19 protein-coding genes are annotated in these 19,241 nt (G+C 44.3%); 9 read left to right on the forward strand and 10 right to left on the reverse strand.

The genetic code is table 11. The annotated features are described in order from the left end of the window. Positions 1 to 137: 137 nt before the first annotated feature. Positions 138 to 494: a DUF6508 domain-containing protein gene (locus SVI_RS12360; RefSeq protein ID WP_013051887.1), complete on the reverse strand. Its 357-nt coding sequence runs from the start codon at positions 492 to 494 to the stop codon at positions 138 to 140. A gap of 422 nt (positions 495 to 916) precedes the next feature. On the opposite strand from SVI_RS12360, the gene SVI_RS12365 reads away from it, so the two are divergent. Continuing rightward, positions 917 to 1,273: a hypothetical protein gene (locus SVI_RS12365; RefSeq protein WP_013051889.1), complete on the forward strand. Its 357-nt coding sequence runs from the start codon at positions 917 to 919 to the stop codon at positions 1,271 to 1,273. Positions 1,274 to 1,304: 31 nt separating this feature from the next. Here SVI_RS12365 and SVI_RS12370 read toward each other — a convergent pair whose 3' ends face one another. After that, entirely contained in the window at positions 1,305 to 2,198 is an 894-nt protein-coding gene (locus SVI_RS12370; protein WP_013051890.1) for a LysR family transcriptional regulator, read from the reverse strand. Positions 2,199 to 2,415: 217 nt separating this feature from the next. On the opposite strand from SVI_RS12370, the gene hppD reads away from it, so the two are divergent. Together hppD and SVI_RS12380 are read left to right on the forward strand one after the other, a co-directional pair. Further along, positions 2,416 to 3,456: a 4-hydroxyphenylpyruvate dioxygenase gene (gene hppD, locus SVI_RS12375; RefSeq protein WP_013051891.1), complete on the forward strand. Its 1,041-nt coding sequence runs from the start codon at positions 2,416 to 2,418 to the stop codon at positions 3,454 to 3,456. Positions 3,457 to 3,609: 153 nt separating this feature from the next. After that, complete coding sequence (locus SVI_RS12380; RefSeq protein WP_013051892.1) at positions 3,610 to 4,227, forward strand: LysE family translocator; 618 nt, start codon at positions 3,610 to 3,612, stop codon at positions 4,225 to 4,227. A gap of 44 nt (positions 4,228 to 4,271) precedes the next feature. Here the strand turns inward: SVI_RS12380 and SVI_RS12385 are convergent, their stop codons facing one another. Next, positions 4,272 to 4,685: a peptidogalycan biosysnthesis protein gene (locus SVI_RS12385; protein WP_083779899.1), complete on the reverse strand. Its 414-nt coding sequence runs from the start codon at positions 4,683 to 4,685 to the stop codon at positions 4,272 to 4,274. Beyond that, positions 4,682 to 6,094, reverse strand: a complete 1,413-nt coding sequence (locus SVI_RS12390) for a GNAT family N-acetyltransferase (protein WP_172634437.1) — start codon at positions 6,092 to 6,094, stop codon at positions 4,682 to 4,684. The genes SVI_RS12385 and SVI_RS12390 overlap by 4 nt, the downstream gene beginning before the upstream one ends. Positions 6,095 to 6,131: 37 nt before the next feature. On the opposite strand from SVI_RS12390, the gene ggt reads away from it, so the two are divergent. From ggt to SVI_RS12405, 3 genes are all read left to right on the forward strand, one after another. Beyond that, positions 6,132 to 7,880: a gamma-glutamyltransferase gene (gene ggt, locus SVI_RS12395; protein ID WP_013051895.1), complete on the forward strand. Its 1,749-nt coding sequence runs from the start codon at positions 6,132 to 6,134 to the stop codon at positions 7,878 to 7,880. A gap of 461 nt (positions 7,881 to 8,341) precedes the next feature. Then, the gene (locus tag SVI_RS12400; RefSeq protein ID WP_041419917.1) at positions 8,342 to 10,519 is read left to right on the forward strand and encodes a M3 family metallopeptidase; all 2,178 of its coding nucleotides are present in this window, start codon (positions 8,342 to 8,344) and stop codon (positions 10,517 to 10,519) included. Positions 10,520 to 10,879: 360 nt separating this feature from the next. After that, positions 10,880 to 12,934 carry a bifunctional 2',3'-cyclic-nucleotide 2'-phosphodiesterase/3'-nucleotidase gene (locus SVI_RS12405; protein WP_041420337.1) on the forward strand — a complete coding sequence of 685 codons (2,055 nt, stop codon included), beginning with the start codon at positions 10,880 to 10,882 and terminating at the stop codon, positions 12,932 to 12,934. Positions 12,935 to 13,012: 78 nt separating this feature from the next. On the opposite strand, the gene SVI_RS12410 is transcribed toward SVI_RS12405, so the two are convergent. The 5 genes from SVI_RS12410 to SVI_RS12430 all read right to left on the reverse strand — a co-directional run bounded on the left by SVI_RS12410 (position 13,013) and on the right by SVI_RS12430 (position 16,743). Further along, on the reverse strand, positions 13,013 to 13,861 hold the full coding sequence (locus SVI_RS12410; protein ID WP_013051898.1) for a hypothetical protein: 849 nt from the start codon (positions 13,859 to 13,861) through the stop codon (positions 13,013 to 13,015). A 350-nt stretch (positions 13,862 to 14,211) separates the two neighbouring features. After that, positions 14,212 to 14,619: a GFA family protein gene (locus tag SVI_RS12415; RefSeq protein WP_013051899.1), complete on the reverse strand. Its 408-nt coding sequence runs from the start codon at positions 14,617 to 14,619 to the stop codon at positions 14,212 to 14,214. Positions 14,620 to 14,685: 66 nt separating this feature from the next. Then, positions 14,686 to 15,615, reverse strand: coding sequence for a PhzF family phenazine biosynthesis protein (locus tag SVI_RS12420; protein WP_013051900.1), 930 nt, complete (start codon positions 15,613 to 15,615; stop codon positions 14,686 to 14,688). A gap of 118 nt (positions 15,616 to 15,733) precedes the next feature. Continuing rightward, a complete protein-coding gene (locus SVI_RS12425) occupies positions 15,734 to 16,204 on the reverse strand; it encodes an OsmC family protein (RefSeq protein ID WP_013051901.1) in 471 nt (156 codons plus the stop codon). Positions 16,205 to 16,245: 41 nt separating this feature from the next. Then, positions 16,246 to 16,743 carry a GNAT family N-acetyltransferase gene (locus SVI_RS12430; protein ID WP_013051902.1) on the reverse strand — a complete coding sequence of 166 codons (498 nt, stop codon included), beginning with the start codon at positions 16,741 to 16,743 and terminating at the stop codon, positions 16,246 to 16,248. Between the two features lie 189 nt (positions 16,744 to 16,932). Here SVI_RS12430 and SVI_RS12435 point away from each other — a divergent pair, with 189 nt between their 5' ends. Then, the gene (locus SVI_RS12435; protein WP_013051903.1) at positions 16,933 to 17,565 is read left to right on the forward strand and encodes a DUF938 domain-containing protein; all 633 of its coding nucleotides are present in this window, start codon (positions 16,933 to 16,935) and stop codon (positions 17,563 to 17,565) included. A 100-nt stretch (positions 17,566 to 17,665) separates the two neighbouring features. On the opposite strand, the gene SVI_RS12440 is transcribed toward SVI_RS12435, so the two are convergent. Then, positions 17,666 to 18,646: a LysR family transcriptional regulator gene (locus SVI_RS12440; RefSeq protein ID WP_013051904.1), complete on the reverse strand. Its 981-nt coding sequence runs from the start codon at positions 18,644 to 18,646 to the stop codon at positions 17,666 to 17,668. 65 nt (positions 18,647 to 18,711) lie between these two features. Here SVI_RS12440 and SVI_RS12445 point away from each other — a divergent pair, with 65 nt between their 5' ends. Next, a complete protein-coding gene (locus tag SVI_RS12445; RefSeq protein ID WP_013051905.1) occupies positions 18,712 to 19,011 on the forward strand; it encodes a putative quinol monooxygenase in 300 nt (99 codons plus the stop codon). Then, entirely contained in the window at positions 19,008 to 19,241 is a 234-nt protein-coding gene (locus SVI_RS12450; protein WP_231847717.1) for a DUF2798 domain-containing protein, read from the forward strand. Before SVI_RS12445 ends, SVI_RS12450 begins: the two co-directional genes overlap by 4 nt.

Genomic DNA, 19,241 nt, shown 5'->3' on the forward strand with positions numbered 1-19,241 from the left:
GCTAGTTCAGAAATACAAAATATAAACCGCTGATGCTTTACACTCCTCTACCAAGCTAAGCGCTAGAGACAATTTTATGCTTCTTATACTTAGCTGAAGTAAAATACACGACTTAACTCTTGTAACCTTCAAGCCTGTCAGCAAGCAAGCTGCATTGAAAAATTATTATAGCGCTCAAGGATAGCAATCAAGACACCTTGGCGTCGCATGTTATCCATCACCCCTGGGCTAAAGCGTTCCAGACGCGTCATGGCGGTAAGCAATAATTGACACTCATGCAGGCTGGCGTCGGCAATATATTCTGGCCTGTCAACTAAATGGCTATTTAGGTACCAATCATCCCAATTAAAATCCTGCAACAACAACTGGCTCTTGGCCAAGTCATCGGTAAACTCATGAAGTTTACCGACCGAGATGGGCTTGTCTCCACACGCTAATACATTCACATACTTAGCATAAAGATCCGATGTATGATTCGATACTGAGAGTTTCATCTGATACCTCCTATCAACGAGAATGGGCCTGTATCAATAGGTAATACACATGCTCGTTGCACACTTATATACAACTTTCACTAACTAACCTTCTAGCATTAAGAATGCTGCATATGCCGTACCACTGACCCTAGATCGCCAATATAGAAGATGAGAACTGAACCTAAGCTTAACAGTACGACATATTATAAATATCGGCTGTTGCTGGCATTTGCTTTAATCATTCAGGTCTTAAACTAACGACTCAAGCCTAGTGACTGCTCTCGATGAAAAACTGTAAATGAAGCACTGTAGATGAAGCACTATAGATGAAAGCTCAGCTAAAAATTACTGAGCCAATAATAGCCATGCTTAACGCCATGACTCGATATGCTATACCTAAGTACAAATCTCAATTGAGCTAAAACAGATAGGAGCAATATATGAACAAGCTTTTATATCTCACATTTATCTTGGTGTTAACCTGTGGTTTATCTCTGTTCACACCAGAGGTTAACGCTAAAAATGACAAGAGCGAAAAGCATCTGAAACACAATAAGCAGGGGAAACCTTCATCTCTACCTTACGGATTACAGAAGAAAGTCTTAAGGGGCGAGCCATTACCCCCTGGATGGCAAAAGAAGCTGCACAAAGGAGATATTTTGAGTAATGACCTCTTCTCCCGAGGAAAGGTGCATTTCCCCATAGATAAACAGGGTAACATCACCTTAGATATAGATGGTTCATTGATAAAACTGAATGATAAGACGCGGAAAATACTCGATATCTTCGTAGACTAATCCAAGAGAGCAGAGACTCATTCCTGTAATGCTAGAGATCCGCGCGATCGAACTCTTCCATAATGAGCTCAGTAAACAGGCGCCCAGCCTTACCCAATGGACGCTCCATGGTCGACACTAGCTTAGGCGTGAAGCTATGGCGACTGCCACCACTAAAATTTACCTCAACCAGCTCCCCACACTTAAGTTCATCACGAATAAGGAAATCTGGCATCCAGCCAAAACCCAGTCCCATCTCTAAGGCATTCTTCTTCATGATGAAGCCAGACAGATAAAATACCTTATCGCCACCAAATTGGAGTTCATCTTGAGAGTTTATCTCGGGAGAGGAATCTTCGATGGTGAGTTCAACATGTCTTTGCAGCTCAAATAACGAGATATTTTTTTCCGCTGCCAAGGGGTGACTTGCTGCCACGACCAATATACTAGTGATATCCGGTAACGACTGAGGTCGATAATTTGGACCCGTACGATAGTCTTTTACTAACATAAGATCGGCATTATCACGTTCAAATCTGGCTTGTACTCCCCCTAAGAATTCCATATTTAACTGTATTTTTGTCGGGATCTGATGGGCCGCCATACGCTTCAATGCCTTCATGATCGGCTCCATCGGTAAGGCACCATCGATCACTAGCTCTAATTTTGGCTCCCAGCCCTCACTGAATCTGCTCGCTAAATGTTCTATGTTTGCCAGGTACTGCAGCAGTCTCTGGCCTTCGGCGAGGATAACTTTGCCTTCCGGCGTTAATTCGGCTCGGTACTGATCTCGACAAAAAAGATTTACACCTAAGTGTTGCTCTAACTTCTTGATCTGATAACTAACGGCAGACTGAGCCTTATGCAAACGCTCTGCAGCCTTAGCAAAGCTGCCCTCTTCGACCAAAACCTCAAGTACTTTAAATGCATCAACATCTATGCGCATACACGCCTCATTAGTGTAAACCTGAACATACAATCTAGTTTATTGATTAACTCACGCCAATTATTATTCTTTTTTTTGTTCATGTTAGCAACTAAATTGATATTAAGATCACAATTTAGGTGGGAATGGTGTCTGGTTCAAATAGAAAGACATCACATCGCCAAACATAAAAAAAGCACATATCAAGGTGCATGATAAATTGAACGAGGATAGAACCATGGCAAGCGAAAAAAACCCACTGGGCTTATTGGGCATAGAATTCACTGAATTTTCCACCCCAGATCTTGAATTCATGCATAAGGTATTTATCGATTTCGGTTTCTCTAAACTGAAAAAGAGCAAAAACAAAGATATCAGTTACTACAAGCAAAATGATATCCACTTTCTGCTGAACAACGAGCGAAGCGGTTTCTCAGCAGAGTTTGCTAAGAGCCACGGTCCAGCGATCTGTTCTATGGGTTGGCGGGTAGAAGATGCTAAGTTTGCCTTCGAAGGTGCGGTAGCCCGTGGTGCTAAGCCTGCCGATGATGCTAATAAGGATCATCCCTATCCGGCTATTTATGGCATAGGTGACAGCTTAATTTACTTTATCGACATCTTTGGCGACGAGAAAAATATCTACCAAGATGATTTCGTCGATCTCAAAGAGCAAGTCATCACTCAGGAAAAAGGCTTTATCGAAGTCGATCATCTCACCAACAATGTCTACCAAGGCACCATGGAGTTCTGGTCTAACTTCTATAAAGATATCTTCGGTTTCACCGAAGTGCGCTATTTCGATATTAAAGGGGCCAAAACTGCCTTGATCTCTTACGCCCTACGCTCACCGGATGGCAGCTTCTGTATTCCCATCAACGAAGGTAAAGGCAGCGAGAAGAATCAGATCGATGAATATCTGAAAGAGTATGATGGACCGGGCGTACAACATCTGGCATTCAGAAGCCGTGATATCGTCGCCTCACTCGATGCGATGGAAGGCTCATCAATTCAAACCTTAGATATTATCCCTGAATATTACGAAACCATCTTCGATAAGCTGCCTCAGGTCACCGAAGACAGGGAGCGCATCAAGCATCACCAGATATTGATCGACGGCGATGAAGATGGCTATCTGTTACAGATTTTCACCAAGAATCTATTCGGCCCTATCTTCATCGAAATCATTCAGCGTAAGAACAACCAGGGCTTCGGCGAAGGTAACTTTACCGCCCTATTTGAGTCCATCGAACGTGATCAGCAACGTCGTGGTGTACTCTAAATAGGCCTCAAACCCGTCTATTCGTTACACTTAGCGCTAATTTAGGTTAGCCGAATGTAAAACCAGCCTTAATGGCTGGTTTTTTGTTTTCAGTAAGCAAAATATTCTCTAGACTGAGTTTTCTTATAACTATAACTAAGAAGCTAATTACAGATGCCAGATATCGCCCTACTCGCTGTTTTTTTACCTACTTTCTTCTTTGTCGCAATCACACCCGGCATGTGCATGACGCTCGCCATGACCTTAGGCATGAGTATCGGTGTGCGTCGAACCTTATGGATGATGGCGGGTGAATTGATTGGTGTAGCTATCGTCGCCATCGCCGCTGTCATGGGCGTTGCAAGTATCATGCTTAACTACCCTCAAGCCTTCTCTATCATCAAGTATGCCGGCGGCGCTTACCTTATTTATATAGGTATCCAGATGTGGTTGTCTAAAGGCAAGATGACCATAACCAACGAGGCACAGACCGAAGTAAGTCGCACGACACTGCTCAATCAGGGGCTGATGACGGCTCTTTCTAATCCCAAAGGTTGGGCGTTTATGGTGTCCCTGCTACCGCCATTCATCAGTGCAGATAAGGCTGTGGCTCCTCAGCTGTTCTGGCTTTTATCTATCATATTGGCCTCTGAAGCCATTGCCATGCTTGCCTACGCATCCGGCGGCAAGAGTTTAAGAGTATTTTTGTCTAAGGGTGACAACATTAAGCTGATGAACCGCATCGCGGGTTCATTGATGATAGGTGTCGGCTTCTGGTTGGCATTAGGCTAACGCCAACCAGAACAGGCTCTAGAACTTAGGTCCTAGAGCCTCATTTATTCCTTATTCTTGAACGGCAGTGACTTAGCAGCCTCTATCATATAAAGCCGATTTTGTTCCGCTTCTTGCAGAGTGAAATTCTCGATGGCGTCTCTGAAACCTGGGTGGGCAATCTCATGGTTTGAAAAGGTTTCCACCGGTTCAAACCCACGAGGGATCTTATGCTCTCCCTGAGCACCCGCATCGAAGTTCTGCAACCCATGCTTGATACAGTATTCGATACCTTGGTAATAACACGCCTCGAAATGTAAAGCATCACCCTCTTCCAAACAGCCCCAATACCGGCCATAAAGATGAGTCTCGCTATTAAAACAAATAAGGCCGCAGCTCCATTTTTGACTATCATATTGGCCTCTGAAGCCATTGCCATACTTTCCTACACATTCGGCTGAGCCAAGGAGCGCATTTATTCCTTATTCTTGAACGGCAGTGACTTAGCAGCCTCTATCATATAAAGCCGATTTTGTTCCGCTTCTTGCAGAGTAAAATTCTCGATGGCGTCTCTGAAACCTGGGTGGGCTATCTCATGGTTTGAAAAGGTTTCCACCGGCTCAAACCCACGAGGGATCTTATGCTCTCCCTGAGCACCCGCATCGAAGGTCTGCAAACCATGCTTGATACAGTATTCGATACCTTGGTAATAACACGCCTCGAAATGTAAGGCATCACCCTCTTCCAAACAGCCCCAATACCGACCATAAAGATGAGTCTCGCTATTAAAGTAGAGGGCCGCTGCGACGATTCGGCTATCGCCAAGCTCCTGTTCTGAATCTATATGGTCAGCTGAGCTCTCTGAATTATCTGAATTATCTGAATTATCTGAATTATCTAATTGTGATAATGGCTTCTCGACAACAAGCAATTGCACTTGCTCCGGCATCGTTTTTCCAATGAGTTTAAAAAAGTCTAGATTAAGGTAGCCGTAGTGGCCAGAGCGTTTCGCATAGGTTACCTGGTAACAGTAATAGAAGGATTGCCACTGAGCTTCTGTCACCTCAAAACCGGGAACAAACCTGAAGGTATAACCTTGTCCTTGGGCCTTATTTCTCTCTTTGATGATGTTTTTTCTTTTGCGTGAACTCATGGCACACAAGAAATCATCAAATACCTGATAATCTTGGTTACGCCAATGAAACTGAGTGCCTGTACGCTTAAGGGGCTTTAAAGGTGAAGGTGAAGCAGAAGCAAGCTCTAACGCTAAATGGGATTGATATTGTGGTTGTAATTGGGACTGGGACAGGGAGATGAGTCTATGTTGCGCCTCAGGCATAAATAGGCAATGCCAGCTAGAATAACTGCCGCGCCTCATCTCATGGGTTAATGTTTGAATCATCAAGGAGACGACGGACTGAGACTCTTGCTCACTTAATCGTTTATCTATACCTAACCTATTACCTGCTACTGGCGTAAAAGGCACGGCGCTCAAGATCTTAGGATAATACTCGATATGATTCCTTTCATAGGCCTCGGCCCATGCCCAATCAAACACGTATTCTCCATAAGAATGACTCTTACTGTATAGAGGCATCACAGCAATCCGCTGACCTTGGCTCAACACCGACATATGCATAGGAGTCCAGCCAGATTTAGCACACACACAGCCACTTTGCTCTAACGCCAATAGATATTCATGGCGAGTAAAGGGATTACCTCCCTTGCCACTCTCCTTAACATGATACTGCATCAAGGCATTCCATTCATCGGCAGGTATCGCTGAAATTGATGGTGAAAACTCAAACTTTATCTCTATACCGAACAAGTACTTCTCCCATTTTTTGTCTTGCAATTTCGTATAATTAACGTCACATTGCTGAATCATAATTATAACTTTTCTCACATAAGAAAAGGGGATCTCAATGCACTCGCTAAAACGCTTATTCGTCGCTATGTCAGTAGCCGTACCTTTACTCGGCTTATCCTCGGCATTTCATGTCGCTCCCGTACACGCCGCCGAGTCTTCAATATACAGCTACATGGCAACCGCGCAACCCGTTTGGGCTAAACATGGCATGGTGTCGAGTCAAGAAGCATTGGCAACTCGAGCAGGCGTAGAGATTTTAAAACTAGGCGGTAACGCTGTCGATGCCGCCGTGGCTGTGGGCTTTGCATTGGCTGTTACCTTACCGCGTGCAGGTAACATAGGTGGCGGTGGCTTCATGCTGGTTCATCTCGCCGAGCCCAACAAGACTATTGCCATAGATTATCGTGAAATGGCGCCATCGAAAGCCCATAGAGACCTCTTTATCAATGAGCATGGCGACGCTGTTGCTAAGTTGAGCCGCGAGCACGGCCTGGCTGTCGGCGTACCGGGTACTGTGATGGGCATGGAACTCGCCCTTAAAAAATACGGCACCATGACCCTAAAGCAAGTGATGGCGGCAGCCATAAAGATGGCGGATGAAGGCATCACAGTCACACAAGATCTGTCAACCTCTCTCATCGGAGTAAAAAGACGAATCACTCAATGGCCAAGCTCTGCCGAGATATTTTATAAGACAGACGGCAGCAATTATCAGGTAGGTGAAAACTTCAAACAAACTGAGCTTGCCCACTCCTTATCTTTAATTGCCAAGCTAGGCAGTAAAGGCTTCTATCAAGGAGAAACGGCCCAAAAGCTAGTTAAAGCCGTTCAAGGTGCTGGCGGGATCATGACATTGGAAGATCTAAAAAAGTATAACGTTGTCGAACGTAAGCCAGTAACCGGAGATTATCGGGGCTATAAAATCGTGTCTATGCCACCACCATCATCTGGCGGCGTCCATATCATAGAGATGCTCAACATTTTAGAGACCTTTCCTATCGACAAGCTGGGTCACAATACCGCAGCGACTCTGCACCTGATGGCAGAATCCATGAGACGCGCCTATGCCGACCGTAGTGAATACCTTGGCGATCCTGATTTCTATAAGGTCCCCGTACAGGCTTTAACCAGTAAAGACTATGCCAGTAAGTTAGCCGGTCAGATTAAAATTAATAAGGCCACTCCGAGCAGTGAAATTAAACCCGGTAAACTGGCACCCTATGAAAGTAACCAAACCACCCACTACTCTGTTGTCGACAAATGGGGCAATGCGGTATCCAATACCTATACCCTCAACTTCAGTTATGGCTCTGGGTTAGTGGCGAAAGGCACTGGTATCTTACTTAATAATGAGATGGATGATTTCTCGGCAAAGCCCGGCACACCAAACGGTTATGGCTTAGTTGGCGGTGAAGCAAACTCAGTCGAAGGCAACAAACGCCCACTGAGTTCCATGAGCCCAACCATAGTGATGAAAGATGGAAAACCCTTTATCATCACCGGCAGCCCAGGTGGTTCACGCATCATCACCACCACAATGCAGATCATCATGAATGTCATCGACCATGATCTTAACATCGCCGAAGCGACTACTGCGCCTCGCATGCATCATCAGTGGTTACCCGATGTGCTACGTGTCGAACAGAGTCTTAATCGTGACACCATAGATCTACTCGAAGCTAAAGGCCATAAAGTCAACGTTAGTAGAGCAATGGGATCGACTCAATCGATTATGGTCACAGATCAAGGCGTGTTTGGTTCATCGGATCCGCGCCGCACCGGAGCACTGACCTTAGGCTACTGACCCCAGCACAATCTAGCTTGCTAGATTATTAATCAAGGGAAGCGCTGGCTTCCCTTAGTTAATATCCTTAAAGCCGAACCAGGCGATGATTCCAGCTATAACCAGGCCCAATCACGGTTTATTTAACAAGCTAAACTCCCTAATACCCATCAATATAAGCCCCTTCCGACCTATATCGGCACTCAGATATTATCAAGCTTGTGGTTAGTCATTTATCTAAAAATGCCAAAGAATGTATAAAAATAAGGCGCTATCAATATTCGTTACAAACAAAACATTATTTTAATAGCATTAACACCTTCAACCATGATACTTAAGATCTCTTAACGTCGGCTTAAGGTATTTGATGTATAAATTATCATAATAACTTTTCGTCTAGCTTAAGCTGCACGTTTTCGCCCATCATGGGTTTGGCAACAATATGTCAACATAAGCAAATTGAAAAAATCGGGGATATAAATATGAAGGGATTAACCCTCAAACCACTAGTAACCGCTATGGCACTCACCTTTGCATTAGGTGCTTGTAGCTCATCAACCACAAGCAGCGACACAAACATGGCACCTAACGTCATAGCGCAAAAAATAATCGAAAACAATGCGGGTAACCCTTTCTTTAAGCCTTACGATACTTACCTTGGCATTCCAGATTTCGATAAGATCAAACCTGAACATTACCTTCCGGCATTTAAAGCGGGTATTGCTCAACATAAAGCCGAAATTCAAGCAATTATCGATAACCCCCAAGCACCAAATTTCATCAATACTATCGAAGCGATGGAATTTTCAGGTGAGCTCACCTCAAAAGTTGTCAGCGTGTTCTACAACCTAACGGGTGCCGACACCAACGATGCGCTACAGAAGATCTCAAAAGAGGTCTCTCCTATGCTGTCGTCGGCCAGCGATGATGTACTACTAAACAGCCAACTGTTCCAAAAGGTTAAAGCGGTTTATGACTCACGTGATAGCCTGAATCTGAATACGGCTCAAGCTAAGCTACTCGATGATACCTATAAATCTTTCACTCGAGGCGGCGCGAATCTAAACGAAGCAGACAAGACTAAGCTTCGTGGTCTCAATGATCAGATTGGTAAACTTGGCCTAGAGTTTGGCGACAACCTATTAGCCGAAACTAACGCATTTGAACTTGTTATCGATAACAAGGCCGACCTTTCAGGTCTACCACAAGATGTGATCAACACAGCTGCCGAAACCGCTACAAAGCGTGGTCATGAAGGCAAGTGGGTGTTCACCACTTCTCGCCCCTCTATCACACCATTTTTGACCTATGCTGACAGTCGCACACTTCGCGAAAAGATCTACAACGGCTATATCATGCGTGGTAATAACGACAATGCTAATGATAATAAGAAAATCTTAGCTAAGACGGCTGCACTACGTGCAGAACGCGCGCAGTTGATGGGTTACAAGACTCATGCTCATTTCGTACTGGAAGAACGTACCGCTAAGACACCTGAAAATGTCTATGAGTTACTCAACAAGGTTTGGCCCGCAGCACTTGCCCAGGCAGAAGCTGAAGTTGATGTGATGCAAGAGCTTATCGACTCTGAAGGCGGCGATTTCAAACTAGCAGGTTGGGATTGGTGGTACTACTCAGACAAGATCCGTGTGGCTAAGTACAGCTTCAACGAGCAGCAAACCCGCCCATACTTCTCCCTAGAAAATACCCTTAAAGGTGTGTTCTACACGGCTAACCGTTTATTTGGCATCACAGTCAAGGAACGTACCGATCTGCCTAAATACCATGATGAAGTGCGTACTTGGGAAGTCTATGACAAAGACGGAACTCTGATGGCCATCTTCATGGGCGACTACTACGTACGCGACAGCAAGCGTGGTGGTGCATGGATGAACTCTTACCGTCAGCAGTACAATATGAATGGCGTCGATTCTAAGCCTATCATAGTCAACGTACTTAACTACCCTCGCCCAGCGGGTGATGAGCCAGCCTTACTCACATTCGATGAAGCCAGCACCCTGTTCCATGAGTTTGGTCACGCCCTTCATGGCATGTTGTCAGATGTTCAGTATCGCTCTCAAGCTGGAACTTCAGTTCCTCGTGATTACGTCGAGTTTCCATCTCAAGTGATGGAAAATTGGATGACTCAACCTGAAGTATTGGCTCAGTTCGCTAAGCATTATAAGACGGGTGAAGTGATCCCTCAGGAATTAGTACAGAAAATTCAGGCTGCGAGCAAGTTCAACCAAGGTTTCGCTACCGTTGAATATATGGCCGCGACTAAGCTGGATCTAGATTGGCACACAGTGACCGATTTCACCCCAAAAGATGCGGCGAAATTTGAAGCCGAGTCACTCAACAAGATGGGTCTTATCAATGAGATAGCACCTAGATACCGCAGTACTTACTTCTCGCACATCTTCTCTGGTGGATACTCAGCCGGTTACTACAGCTACCTCTGGTCTGATATCTTAGGTGCCGATGCATTCGAAGCCTTTAAAGAGAACGGTATCTTCGACCAAACAACAGCTGAAGCCTTCAGAAACAACATCTTGTCTCAAGGTGGCAGTGAAGATCCTATGTTACTTTACAAGCAGTTCCGCGGCAAAGAAGCGGGCATCGACCCACTACTTCGCAGCCGTGGTCTGCTGACTAAATAAGCCAAGAGCACAAATATGACGTCTGTCATTGCTTAGATTTAAATAAGAGCCCTTTTTAGGGCTCTTTTATTTTCTGGCTCCACACGCCAATATTTTAAACATACCAAAAACCTAAATAACAGCGGCGCAATATACGAATCAAAGCAGTGATACACCTCTGGTTAAATTTAAGCCAAACGATACCTAGATCTCACGCAAAGCATCAACCCCTTGTCCTACATCACATTACTGAAACTTTCTCAGCATATAATTACCAAACACCTTCAGTGACATCACAAGAAATATCACGCTGGTTACATGGGCTGCGACTTAATAACAAGAGTCGTGCCTCGGGGTCTTAAATAAATGAGAATGATGGATATGTTTAATAAAAAACTTTTAGCAGTAGTTATCGCTTCAACACTTGGCCTTGTGGCTTGTGGTTCTGATGATAATGACGTCCCAGCAATTCAAGTGGATCTTCGTATTCTTGAAACCAGTGATCTTCATGCCAACATCATGGATTATGATTATTACAAAACTAAGTATGACCCAAGCATAGGTCTTGCTCGAACGGCCACCCTGATTAAACAGCACGGTGCTGAAGCTAGCAACTTCGTGTTAGTCGACAATGGTGACTTATTACAAGGCAGCCCTATGGGCGACTTCATTGCAGCTAACTTTAAACGTGATAACACCCTAGGTGACACTCACCCAGCGTATAAAGCCATGAACACTCTCGGCTACTCAGTAGGAAATATAGGTAACCATGAGTTCAACTATGGCCTGGATTTCTTGAGCCAAGCCATAAATGGCGCTGACTTCCCTTACATAAACGCTAACGTCTTATGTGAAGCCGATTGCTGGGAAGGCAAAGAAAAAGGCGATAACTTATTCACCCCTTACATCATCGAAGAAAAATCGGTTATCGACAGCAATGGCAATCAGCAAACGATTAAAATTGGCTATATCGGCTTCGTGCCACCTCAAATATTACTCTGGGATAAACAAAACCTCTCGGGTAAAGTTTCTGTGATGGGGATTATTGAAGCCGCTGAAAAGTTCATTCCACAGATGAAAGCTGAGGGCGCAGATGTTATCGTCGCGATTCCACATTCTGGCGTGGGCACACCTTCAAACCCGGTCGATGTCAACGATGAAAACGCCACCTATGCACTGTCTCTGGTTGATGACATAGATGTAATAACCTTTGGTCACAGCCACTCAGTATTTCCATCGGCAACATTTGAAGGCCTTGAAAATGCCGATCTAGACAAAGGGACTATCAATGGCGTGGCAGCCGTCATGCCTGGTCGTTGGGGGGATAACTTAGGTATTGTCGATCTAAAACTTGAGATGCAAGACGGTGCCTGGCTGATTATCGACCGCACTGCTAAAGCCGCGCCTATCTATGACAAAAATGCTGATGAACCTGAATTAGTCAGTGCCGATAATGGTATTCGAGACGCCGTTGCAATCGAACACCAAGGTACGCTTAACTATGTCAACCAGCCCATAGGTAAAGCGTCTGCCGACATGTATAGCTTCCTCACTTTGGTGCAAGATGATCCCTCGGTGCAGATTGTCTCCGATGCCCAGATAGCCAAAGTAAAGGCGAACCTCACTCCCGCGTTAAAAGATATTCCGGTTTTATCTGCCGCCGCACCTTTTAAAGCTGGTGGACGTCACAGCACTACTGCAGATGCAGACTCCTATGTGCAAGTTCCAGCTGGCGATTTGACCTACAAAAATGCAGCAGATCTTTATCTATATCCAAATACCATGGTTGTAGTAAAAGTCACAGGTGCCGAAGTTAAAGATTGGCTAGAGTGCAGTGCAAACCAATTTAATCAAATATCAGCAAGCTCTACAGAGCCGCAGTATTTAATCAATTGGGACACACACAGAAGCTACAACTTCGATGTGATCGATGGCGTCACCTACAAGATTGATGTGACTCAACCGACTAAGTTTGATGGTGATTGCGCACTCCTTGACGCCAGTGCCAACCGTATCGTCGATCTCGCTTATATCCAGGACGGAATATCAATCACAGGCGCTGAATTTGCTAACAAAGAGTTCATAATAGCGACAAACAACTACCGTGCATTCGGTGGTAAATTTGCAGGTACAGGTTCAGATCACGTCATAATGGAGCTACCGGATAGCAACCGTGAAGCTCTGGCTCAGTACATCACAGATGAAACTGCAGAACATGGTCAAGTCGATCCAACAGCGGACAACAACTGGGACTTCGTTACGATCAACACCAGCACTAAGTTAGATATTCGTTTCGAAACCCAAGACAGTGCTCTCGCAGACAAGTTTATTATAGATAACCAGTCACGCCATTTAACTAAACGTGCTGATTTAACTGATGAGTTTGGTTTCGCCATCTACAATATAGACTTAACAAGCCAAGCTATCACTAAGTAAGACTTAAACCCTGCTTAACTAAATTTAAGGCTCCCAAGGGAGCCTTTTTAATATCACTTAATGGCCAGCCTAATTTTATCAGACTCTTATCTCATTTTTCCGCCAGATTTCAGTGACCTTAGGGTCCAGATAATTGGTGCACAATTTCGGCATTACCAAGAATAAGGTGAGTAAGCCGACAAAATAACGAATAACAATAATATCAATAGCCATTGCTAATAAGGCAAGGCCTATAAACACCGCAAGAAAGGGAAGTGCAGCTTTGAATCTGGTCCGTTCATTCCTATGATATTCCAACTCTTCTGGCAATAAGAGTTGCACCAACTCCAAGGCATGAGCTTTAACCGCCTGATTAAGGAAAACCAGCCTATGTCGTTTATCTTTATGCTTTACATAGAAAATATCAGAATTGTGGTCACTCACCAATTCAGATATTTCATCGAAGGGAATTCGCCGCACAGTTTTGGGATCGGCCAATGCAATGAGGTCATCAACTGACGCATCATGCTGATATTTGATTTGTAGCCGTTTAGCCATTCTACGTTCGAACTCGAAAAAAACCAGCTCGTCTGCTTGGATTAGCACTAAATATTTATTTTCGATATCTAACCAGGAGCTTTGGGTGTAAAACCCCTCGGGTAAACTCCCTTGCGAGACTCTAACACTCAGATATTTTAGTAAAATATAAGCTATAACACTCACAAATGCGCTGAATAATACCGCATTCAATAAATGGTCTACCACACCTTCTGCAGTCGAATAAGTATCTACAAATGTGGCTTGTTCTAACTGTTGCCACAAATAGGAGTCAGGGTCAAAATATTCAACAATCAATACCGACCAAAAAGTAGTAAAAATGAAAATCGTGAAGGAGAGTGCCCAAATAACATGATGGATTTGCTGGCTTGGAACTCGATATTTAATCATGCTACTTCCCTGTATTTTACTGTATGAGCTTTACGTCTACCTAAGTTAGCTCATGAGATATTGCAATTAACAGTCCCTTCCTAGAACGTAAACTCACAATATTTAATTTACCTATCACTCAAAATATAGCAGTAAAAACCAATTTAGCACCCTAGGTTGAAGTTTTTCACTCATAAATTCTAAGGGGTACGGCACTTAAACTATTTTCTTTTTTGCCTCTTTGAGCCATGCTTCATCTCCCTGCACCACAGGGCTATCCGGATAAGTTTACTCAACAGCAGTGTATATTTTCCGGCTTTGCGCAATAAACTCATCTCTTTTAACAGCAGTCACTTTCATACCCTTCTACATCACTTACGATTAGGTTCGAAACCATCATATCTAGGTAACTCAGCGTCTAGCTGTTCCCAGCTCGCTTTCGATGACACAAAGTTATGGGAAATGGGCCTTTCAACAATATCTGAATCTAATATCCCCAGGCGCAACCGAATGCGGCTGACATCATCGCTGTTTGAACTAAATACAGGAGAGCCACAAAGCTGACAAAAATAACGCCTACGACCGGGTTTAACACTAAACTGGCTCAATTTATCTTGGCCTTTAGTCACACTAAAATCGGCACTATTGACGAAACCATTAGTGGCATACGCCGTGCAGCTGTTCTTGCGGCACAAGGAACAATGACAATGTATGATGTCAGAGATCTCACCTTCAATTGTCACTTCAACTTCACCGCAGAGGCATTTTCCCAGGTACATTTTATCTCCTTCTCTTTTCCTTCCACGACAGAACTTATATTTAAAGTTAATCAAAGATTATTAATGTCAGTCCAGATATAGCTCACCTTTACTCACCAGCACACTGTTACCGCCAATCCAGGTATCGATAACTTGGCCAGCTTGTTTAAGCGCTCTAGCCTTAAGCACGCTGGGACGGCCCATCTCGACGCCTTGGGCTATGGTCCAATGCAACATGCCCTCTTGCAAACTTGAATAATGCGCTAGTAATCCAGCTAATGCACAGTTGGCACTGCCGGTAGCCGGATCTTCCGGCACACCATCGAATGGGGCAAACATGCGAGCCTGGATATCAAACTGCAGCTCTGCTTTTGACGCTTCATCTCGTTTTACATAGAGATGAATATCCGGGGTTACGCCTATGGCTTGTATCTTCTCGAACGCGTCCAACTTAGCTCTCGCTCTTGCTAATGCATCTAAACTCATAAGCTCAACAATGAGGAATGGCAAACCAACCGAGGCAACGATAGGTTGATGGGTGCTAAGCTGGATATCATCAAGATTTAGCGACAGCGCCTCGGCAACGAGAGACGCATCGATATTTTGTCCTAAGGAGACAGCCTCTGGCGCATTGAGTTCACAGAAAATAGCGCCATCAGCTTGCTGCGCTATGGAGATGGGTACCAGACCAGCCTTCTCCTCGAAGGTAATTGTTTGCAGTAGCTGTTTTTTATCTTGCGTATCAAGCTGACCCGTCTTAGCCAATAAGAAGGCGGTGCCAACATTGGGATGTCCAGCAAAGGGCACCTCGGTAGATGGGGTGAAAATTCGTACCTTTCTCGTGTTACCCAGCTCGGCTGGAAACACGAAGGTGCTCTCAGGAAAGTTAAACTCACGGGCTATCTGCTGCATCTGCTCAGAAGTTAATCCTTGTGCATCCGGCAATACGGCTAATTGATTACCACCAAAACGTTTATCGGTAAAGACATCACAAATATAATAGAGGTAAGACTTCATCTAACACTTTTCCTTGGTTATTCTTTGAGTTAACAAAGGCCAGCAATAAGCCGCCATGACTCTTCTCGTTATTGAGAATTCACCATATCTAACGCTTGCTAGCGCCTCTCATGGCTGCTTATGTAAGCACTATTTCAGTGATCACTTCAGTCTTAACCGAGTTAGCGATAAAACACTGCTCATGGGATTGATGGTGCATCTTCTCTAGCTGCTGCAGACTAGGCTGTTTATCCCCTGAAAATTGCACTTTAGGTCTCAAGATAACCTTGGTCATGGCCATTTTCCCTTGAGCATTTTTGCTCATCACCCCAAGGGCATTGTCGGTGTAATTATCGATGACAAATTTACGCTTGGCGGCAATAGAGAGAAAAAACAGCATATGACAGCTAGACAGTGAAGCCACAAAGGCTTCTTCGGGATCGACATTGGTTTCAATAGAGAAAGGCTGAGGCACAATATGAATAGAAGATGAGGCGGGTACTATTACCCCGCCCTCGAACTGCCACTCATGCCCACGGCTATATTGGTTATCGACAAAGTTTTCAGACTCTTGCCTGCTCCAGATCACTCTTGCACAGTATTCAGACATCTTATTCCTTTTTATTTAGCGACTATTTATTTCACGATTATCTATTTCACCAGATAGAGACAAGCTTCCAGCCCGATAGGCTCTGGGTATTGAGTTTCTTCAAAACCTAGGCTCAGATAAAGATTCAACGCGGGTAAGTTATGGCGTAAGACAAACAAGGATAGGTTGCCAGGCTTAGGCGCTATCTCTAAATGCTGACAAGCAAACTCACTCAAGAGCGCTATCAGGATATGGCTAATTTTTTGATGTTCAAACCTGCCCGATAAACATCTTTTACCGCGAAAGGCCGGCGCTATGACCAAACGACTAAGATGACACCTATCATTGCGTCGATAAAACTGGCCAAACCCGGCTAACTCTCCATCACAGCTGATGAGGGAAAATGAGATGAAATCGTCTAGCTTAAGATCTTCGATAAAACTGGTATCGGTGAAAGGATAGCGAAAACCAGGTCCAGCCCAATTGCGCAGAGAGGCCTCATCGGTAAACCAAGTCATCATCTGCTGTACATGATATCTATCTACATTGAAGAGCTTCATCTTTAATCCTTTTACCCCCTTTGCTCATTTAAAATATAAAACATCAAGCTGAACAATGTCTACTTAGAGGTTTGCTAAATTCCAGTTCCAAGATACAGTATCCTTAAGTAATGTATTCGTCTGTTTATATTCCATTTATTTACAAAGTTAGTTGTAACTAAGTAAGCTATCCCATTAAGGTTTCTATTTATGTCAGCAGTGCCCTTTTCTCAAGCATGTGAAAACAACAAGGCCCCAATACTCGAAGTCATTAGCCAGGTCTTTTCATCATCGAAGCTTGTATTAGAAATAGGTACAGGAACGGCTCAGCACGCCGTGTATTTCGCTCAAGCACTGCCACATCTGACTTGGCAAACCAGCGATCAAGCATGCTATCACGTCGGCATTAAGGCGCAGCTCGAGCAAGCACGTTCCCAAGGCATTGCCAACACAGATCCCATCGCCAATATCCAAGGCCCATTAATACTGGACGTAACTCAACCTTGGCCGCTCATCAGTGGGCAAGAGGAACTTGATGGTATTTTTACCGCTAACACCTTGCATATCATGGCTAAGGAGATGGTCGAAGCCTTCTTTATTGGCATAGGGGAACGTCTACGTGCCCAAGGAAACCTATGTATTTATGGCCCGTTCAATTACGACGCTAGCTATACTAGCGAAAGTAATGCCAGGTTCGATATCTGGCTCGCGCAGCAGGACCCGAGAAGCGCCATACGTGACATTGAATGGATAATTGAGCTCGCTGAGACACAAGGACTGAGATTAGTAGGCGATCATTCCATGCCTGCAAACAATCGTTTACTGCATTTTGTAAAGTCATAACCCGACCTTTTATCTCACTTTTAAAACCCCCTGGATTTTAAAAGCATAAAAATCCGATCACTAGCATGGCTAAATCCAGATCCAGACACAGAGCCATGCTCTATCTAATATGCTTATCGGTAATATTATTGGTCTGTAACACCTGATCTTTCTCTATGTAATCCAGCATAAAATCCCGTAAACACTTGGCTTTGGCACTCAAGAGCCTGCCACTGGGCCAGACGGCATATAGCTCTCTTCTGGGACCTGACCAATCTGTGAGTAGCTGTACTAGATTACCATCATGTAAATCTTGGTACACTTCGCTAATAGGCAACAAAGCAATACCGATCCCATCACAGGCCCACTGACTGGCCACCTTAATATCATTGACAAAAGTATTGATACTAGGCGTGAGCTCCACCAGATGTCCGCTGACTCTATGAGTCAGCGTCCATATTGGAATACTATTGACCCCGATAATTCTATGGTCAGAAAGTTCGTCCAATTGCTCAGGCGCCCCATGATTGTTGAGATAGTCTGTCGAAGCAACCAAGACTGTAGGAATGAAACCCAGTCCCTTCTGATATAGCTGAGAATCTTTTTGCGGCCCGATTCTTAGGGCAATATCGGCCTGAGCAGCCAATATATCTTGATTGGCGTTATTCAAACTGAGATCCAGCTGAATATCGGGATAAGACTTGATAAATGATGACCACATGGGCTGCAGTAGTCCGGTGGATATATTGGTCGGTGCCAGCACCTTTAGCTTGCCACTGAGCAAATGTAACTCAGCACTCAGGCTACGTTGTGTGGCTTCAAACGTCTGTACCAACTCATAAAATGCCTGGTAATACACCTCTCCCTCCGCCGTCACAGCAAACTGACGGGCGGATCTATATATCAACTTACAACCGATAGAAGCTTCAAGTTTTTGCAGGCGACGGGTCACCGTCGCGGCGGGCAAACCTAACCGCTTCGCCGCGCTAGCGAGTCCTCGTGACTGAACGATATGAATATAGAGCGCTATGTCATCTAACATGATTTCATAAATGGAATTTATAATTGGGTTAATACGTATATTGATAATAAACGAAACCATATAAGCTCGTCTAACTTTCTTAATAAACATCGATGCACTAAATAACAAATCAATCTGGAGGCAATATGGGTCAATTATGGATAAATGCGGGCTTGGTCAGTGAAGTAAACCAAGATACAGACGAAGTCAGGCAGGCACTGCACGCATTGGCAGCATCAACGGTAGAGGAAGCTGGCTGTATAAAGTTCGAAGTGCTGCAGCATCAAGACAATCCGTCTCGCTTTACCTTATGGGAGCACTGGGTAAATAGTGATGCCCTAAGCGCACACTTTAACACCGTGCATACCTTGGCTTATCTTGATCGTAATTTGACTAAGGTGACCTATATCGAAAAATTAACCTGTGTTACTTACAAGGAGGAATGATGAAACAACGCATTGTATTTTCGCTATTAATGTCATTTGTTCTCTCCTCACTGATGACCCTTTGGATAACCTGGATTAACTTAGGGCTACAGCCAAACTTTATCTGGTTATGGGCAAAAGCCTTCATACTGGCATGGCCCGCAGCTGCAAGCATCTCCTTCATTTTTGCCCCTAAGGTGCATAAGTTAACTGAAAAAATAGTCTGTACATGGCTGGATAAAAGCCTGTAA

This window comes from Shewanella violacea DSS12 (assembly GCF_000091325.1).
In the GTDB taxonomy this organism is placed as follows: Bacteria; Pseudomonadota; Gammaproteobacteria; order Enterobacterales; family Shewanellaceae; genus Shewanella; species Shewanella violacea.

Coding starts and splice junctions, on each gene's coding strand:
- SVI_RS12425 (WP_013051901.1), bottom strand. CDS start 16,204: ATGTCTGAATACTGTGCAAGAGTGATCTGGAGCAGGCAAGAGTCTGAA.
- SVI_RS12450 (WP_231847717.1), top strand. CDS start 19,008: ATGATGAAACAACGCATTGTATTTTCGCTATTAATGTCATTTGTTCTC.
- SVI_RS12410 (WP_013051898.1), bottom strand. CDS start 13,861: ATGATTAAATATCGAGTTCCAAGCCAGCAAATCCATCATGTTATTTGG.
- SVI_RS12445 (WP_013051905.1), top strand. CDS start 18,712: ATGGGTCAATTATGGATAAATGCGGGCTTGGTCAGTGAAGTAAACCAA.
- SVI_RS12390 (WP_172634437.1), bottom strand. CDS start 6,094: ATGATTCAGCAATGTGACGTTAATTATACGAAATTGCAAGACAAAAAA.
- SVI_RS12370 (WP_013051890.1), bottom strand. CDS start 2,198: ATGCGCATAGATGTTGATGCATTTAAAGTACTTGAGGTTTTGGTCGAA.
- SVI_RS12430 (WP_013051902.1), bottom strand. CDS start 16,743: ATGAAGCTCTTCAATGTAGATAGATATCATGTACAGCAGATGATGACT.
- SVI_RS12435 (WP_013051903.1), top strand. CDS start 16,933: ATGTCAGCAGTGCCCTTTTCTCAAGCATGTGAAAACAACAAGGCCCCA.
- SVI_RS12415 (WP_013051899.1), bottom strand. CDS start 14,619: ATGTACCTGGGAAAATGCCTCTGCGGTGAAGTTGAAGTGACAATTGAA.
- SVI_RS12420 (WP_013051900.1), bottom strand. CDS start 15,615: ATGAAGTCTTACCTCTATTATATTTGTGATGTCTTTACCGATAAACGT.
- hppD (WP_013051891.1), top strand. CDS start 2,416: ATGGCAAGCGAAAAAAACCCACTGGGCTTATTGGGCATAGAATTCACT.
- SVI_RS12365 (WP_013051889.1), top strand. CDS start 917: ATGAACAAGCTTTTATATCTCACATTTATCTTGGTGTTAACCTGTGGT.
- SVI_RS12380 (WP_013051892.1), top strand. CDS start 3,610: ATGCCAGATATCGCCCTACTCGCTGTTTTTTTACCTACTTTCTTCTTT.
- SVI_RS12360 (WP_013051887.1), bottom strand. CDS start 494: ATGAAACTCTCAGTATCGAATCATACATCGGATCTTTATGCTAAGTAT.
- ggt (WP_013051895.1), top strand. CDS start 6,132: ATGCACTCGCTAAAACGCTTATTCGTCGCTATGTCAGTAGCCGTACCT.
- SVI_RS12405 (WP_041420337.1), top strand. CDS start 10,880: ATGTTTAATAAAAAACTTTTAGCAGTAGTTATCGCTTCAACACTTGGC.
- SVI_RS12400 (WP_041419917.1), top strand. CDS start 8,342: ATGAAGGGATTAACCCTCAAACCACTAGTAACCGCTATGGCACTCACC.
- SVI_RS12440 (WP_013051904.1), bottom strand. CDS start 18,646: ATGGTTTCGTTTATTATCAATATACGTATTAACCCAATTATAAATTCC.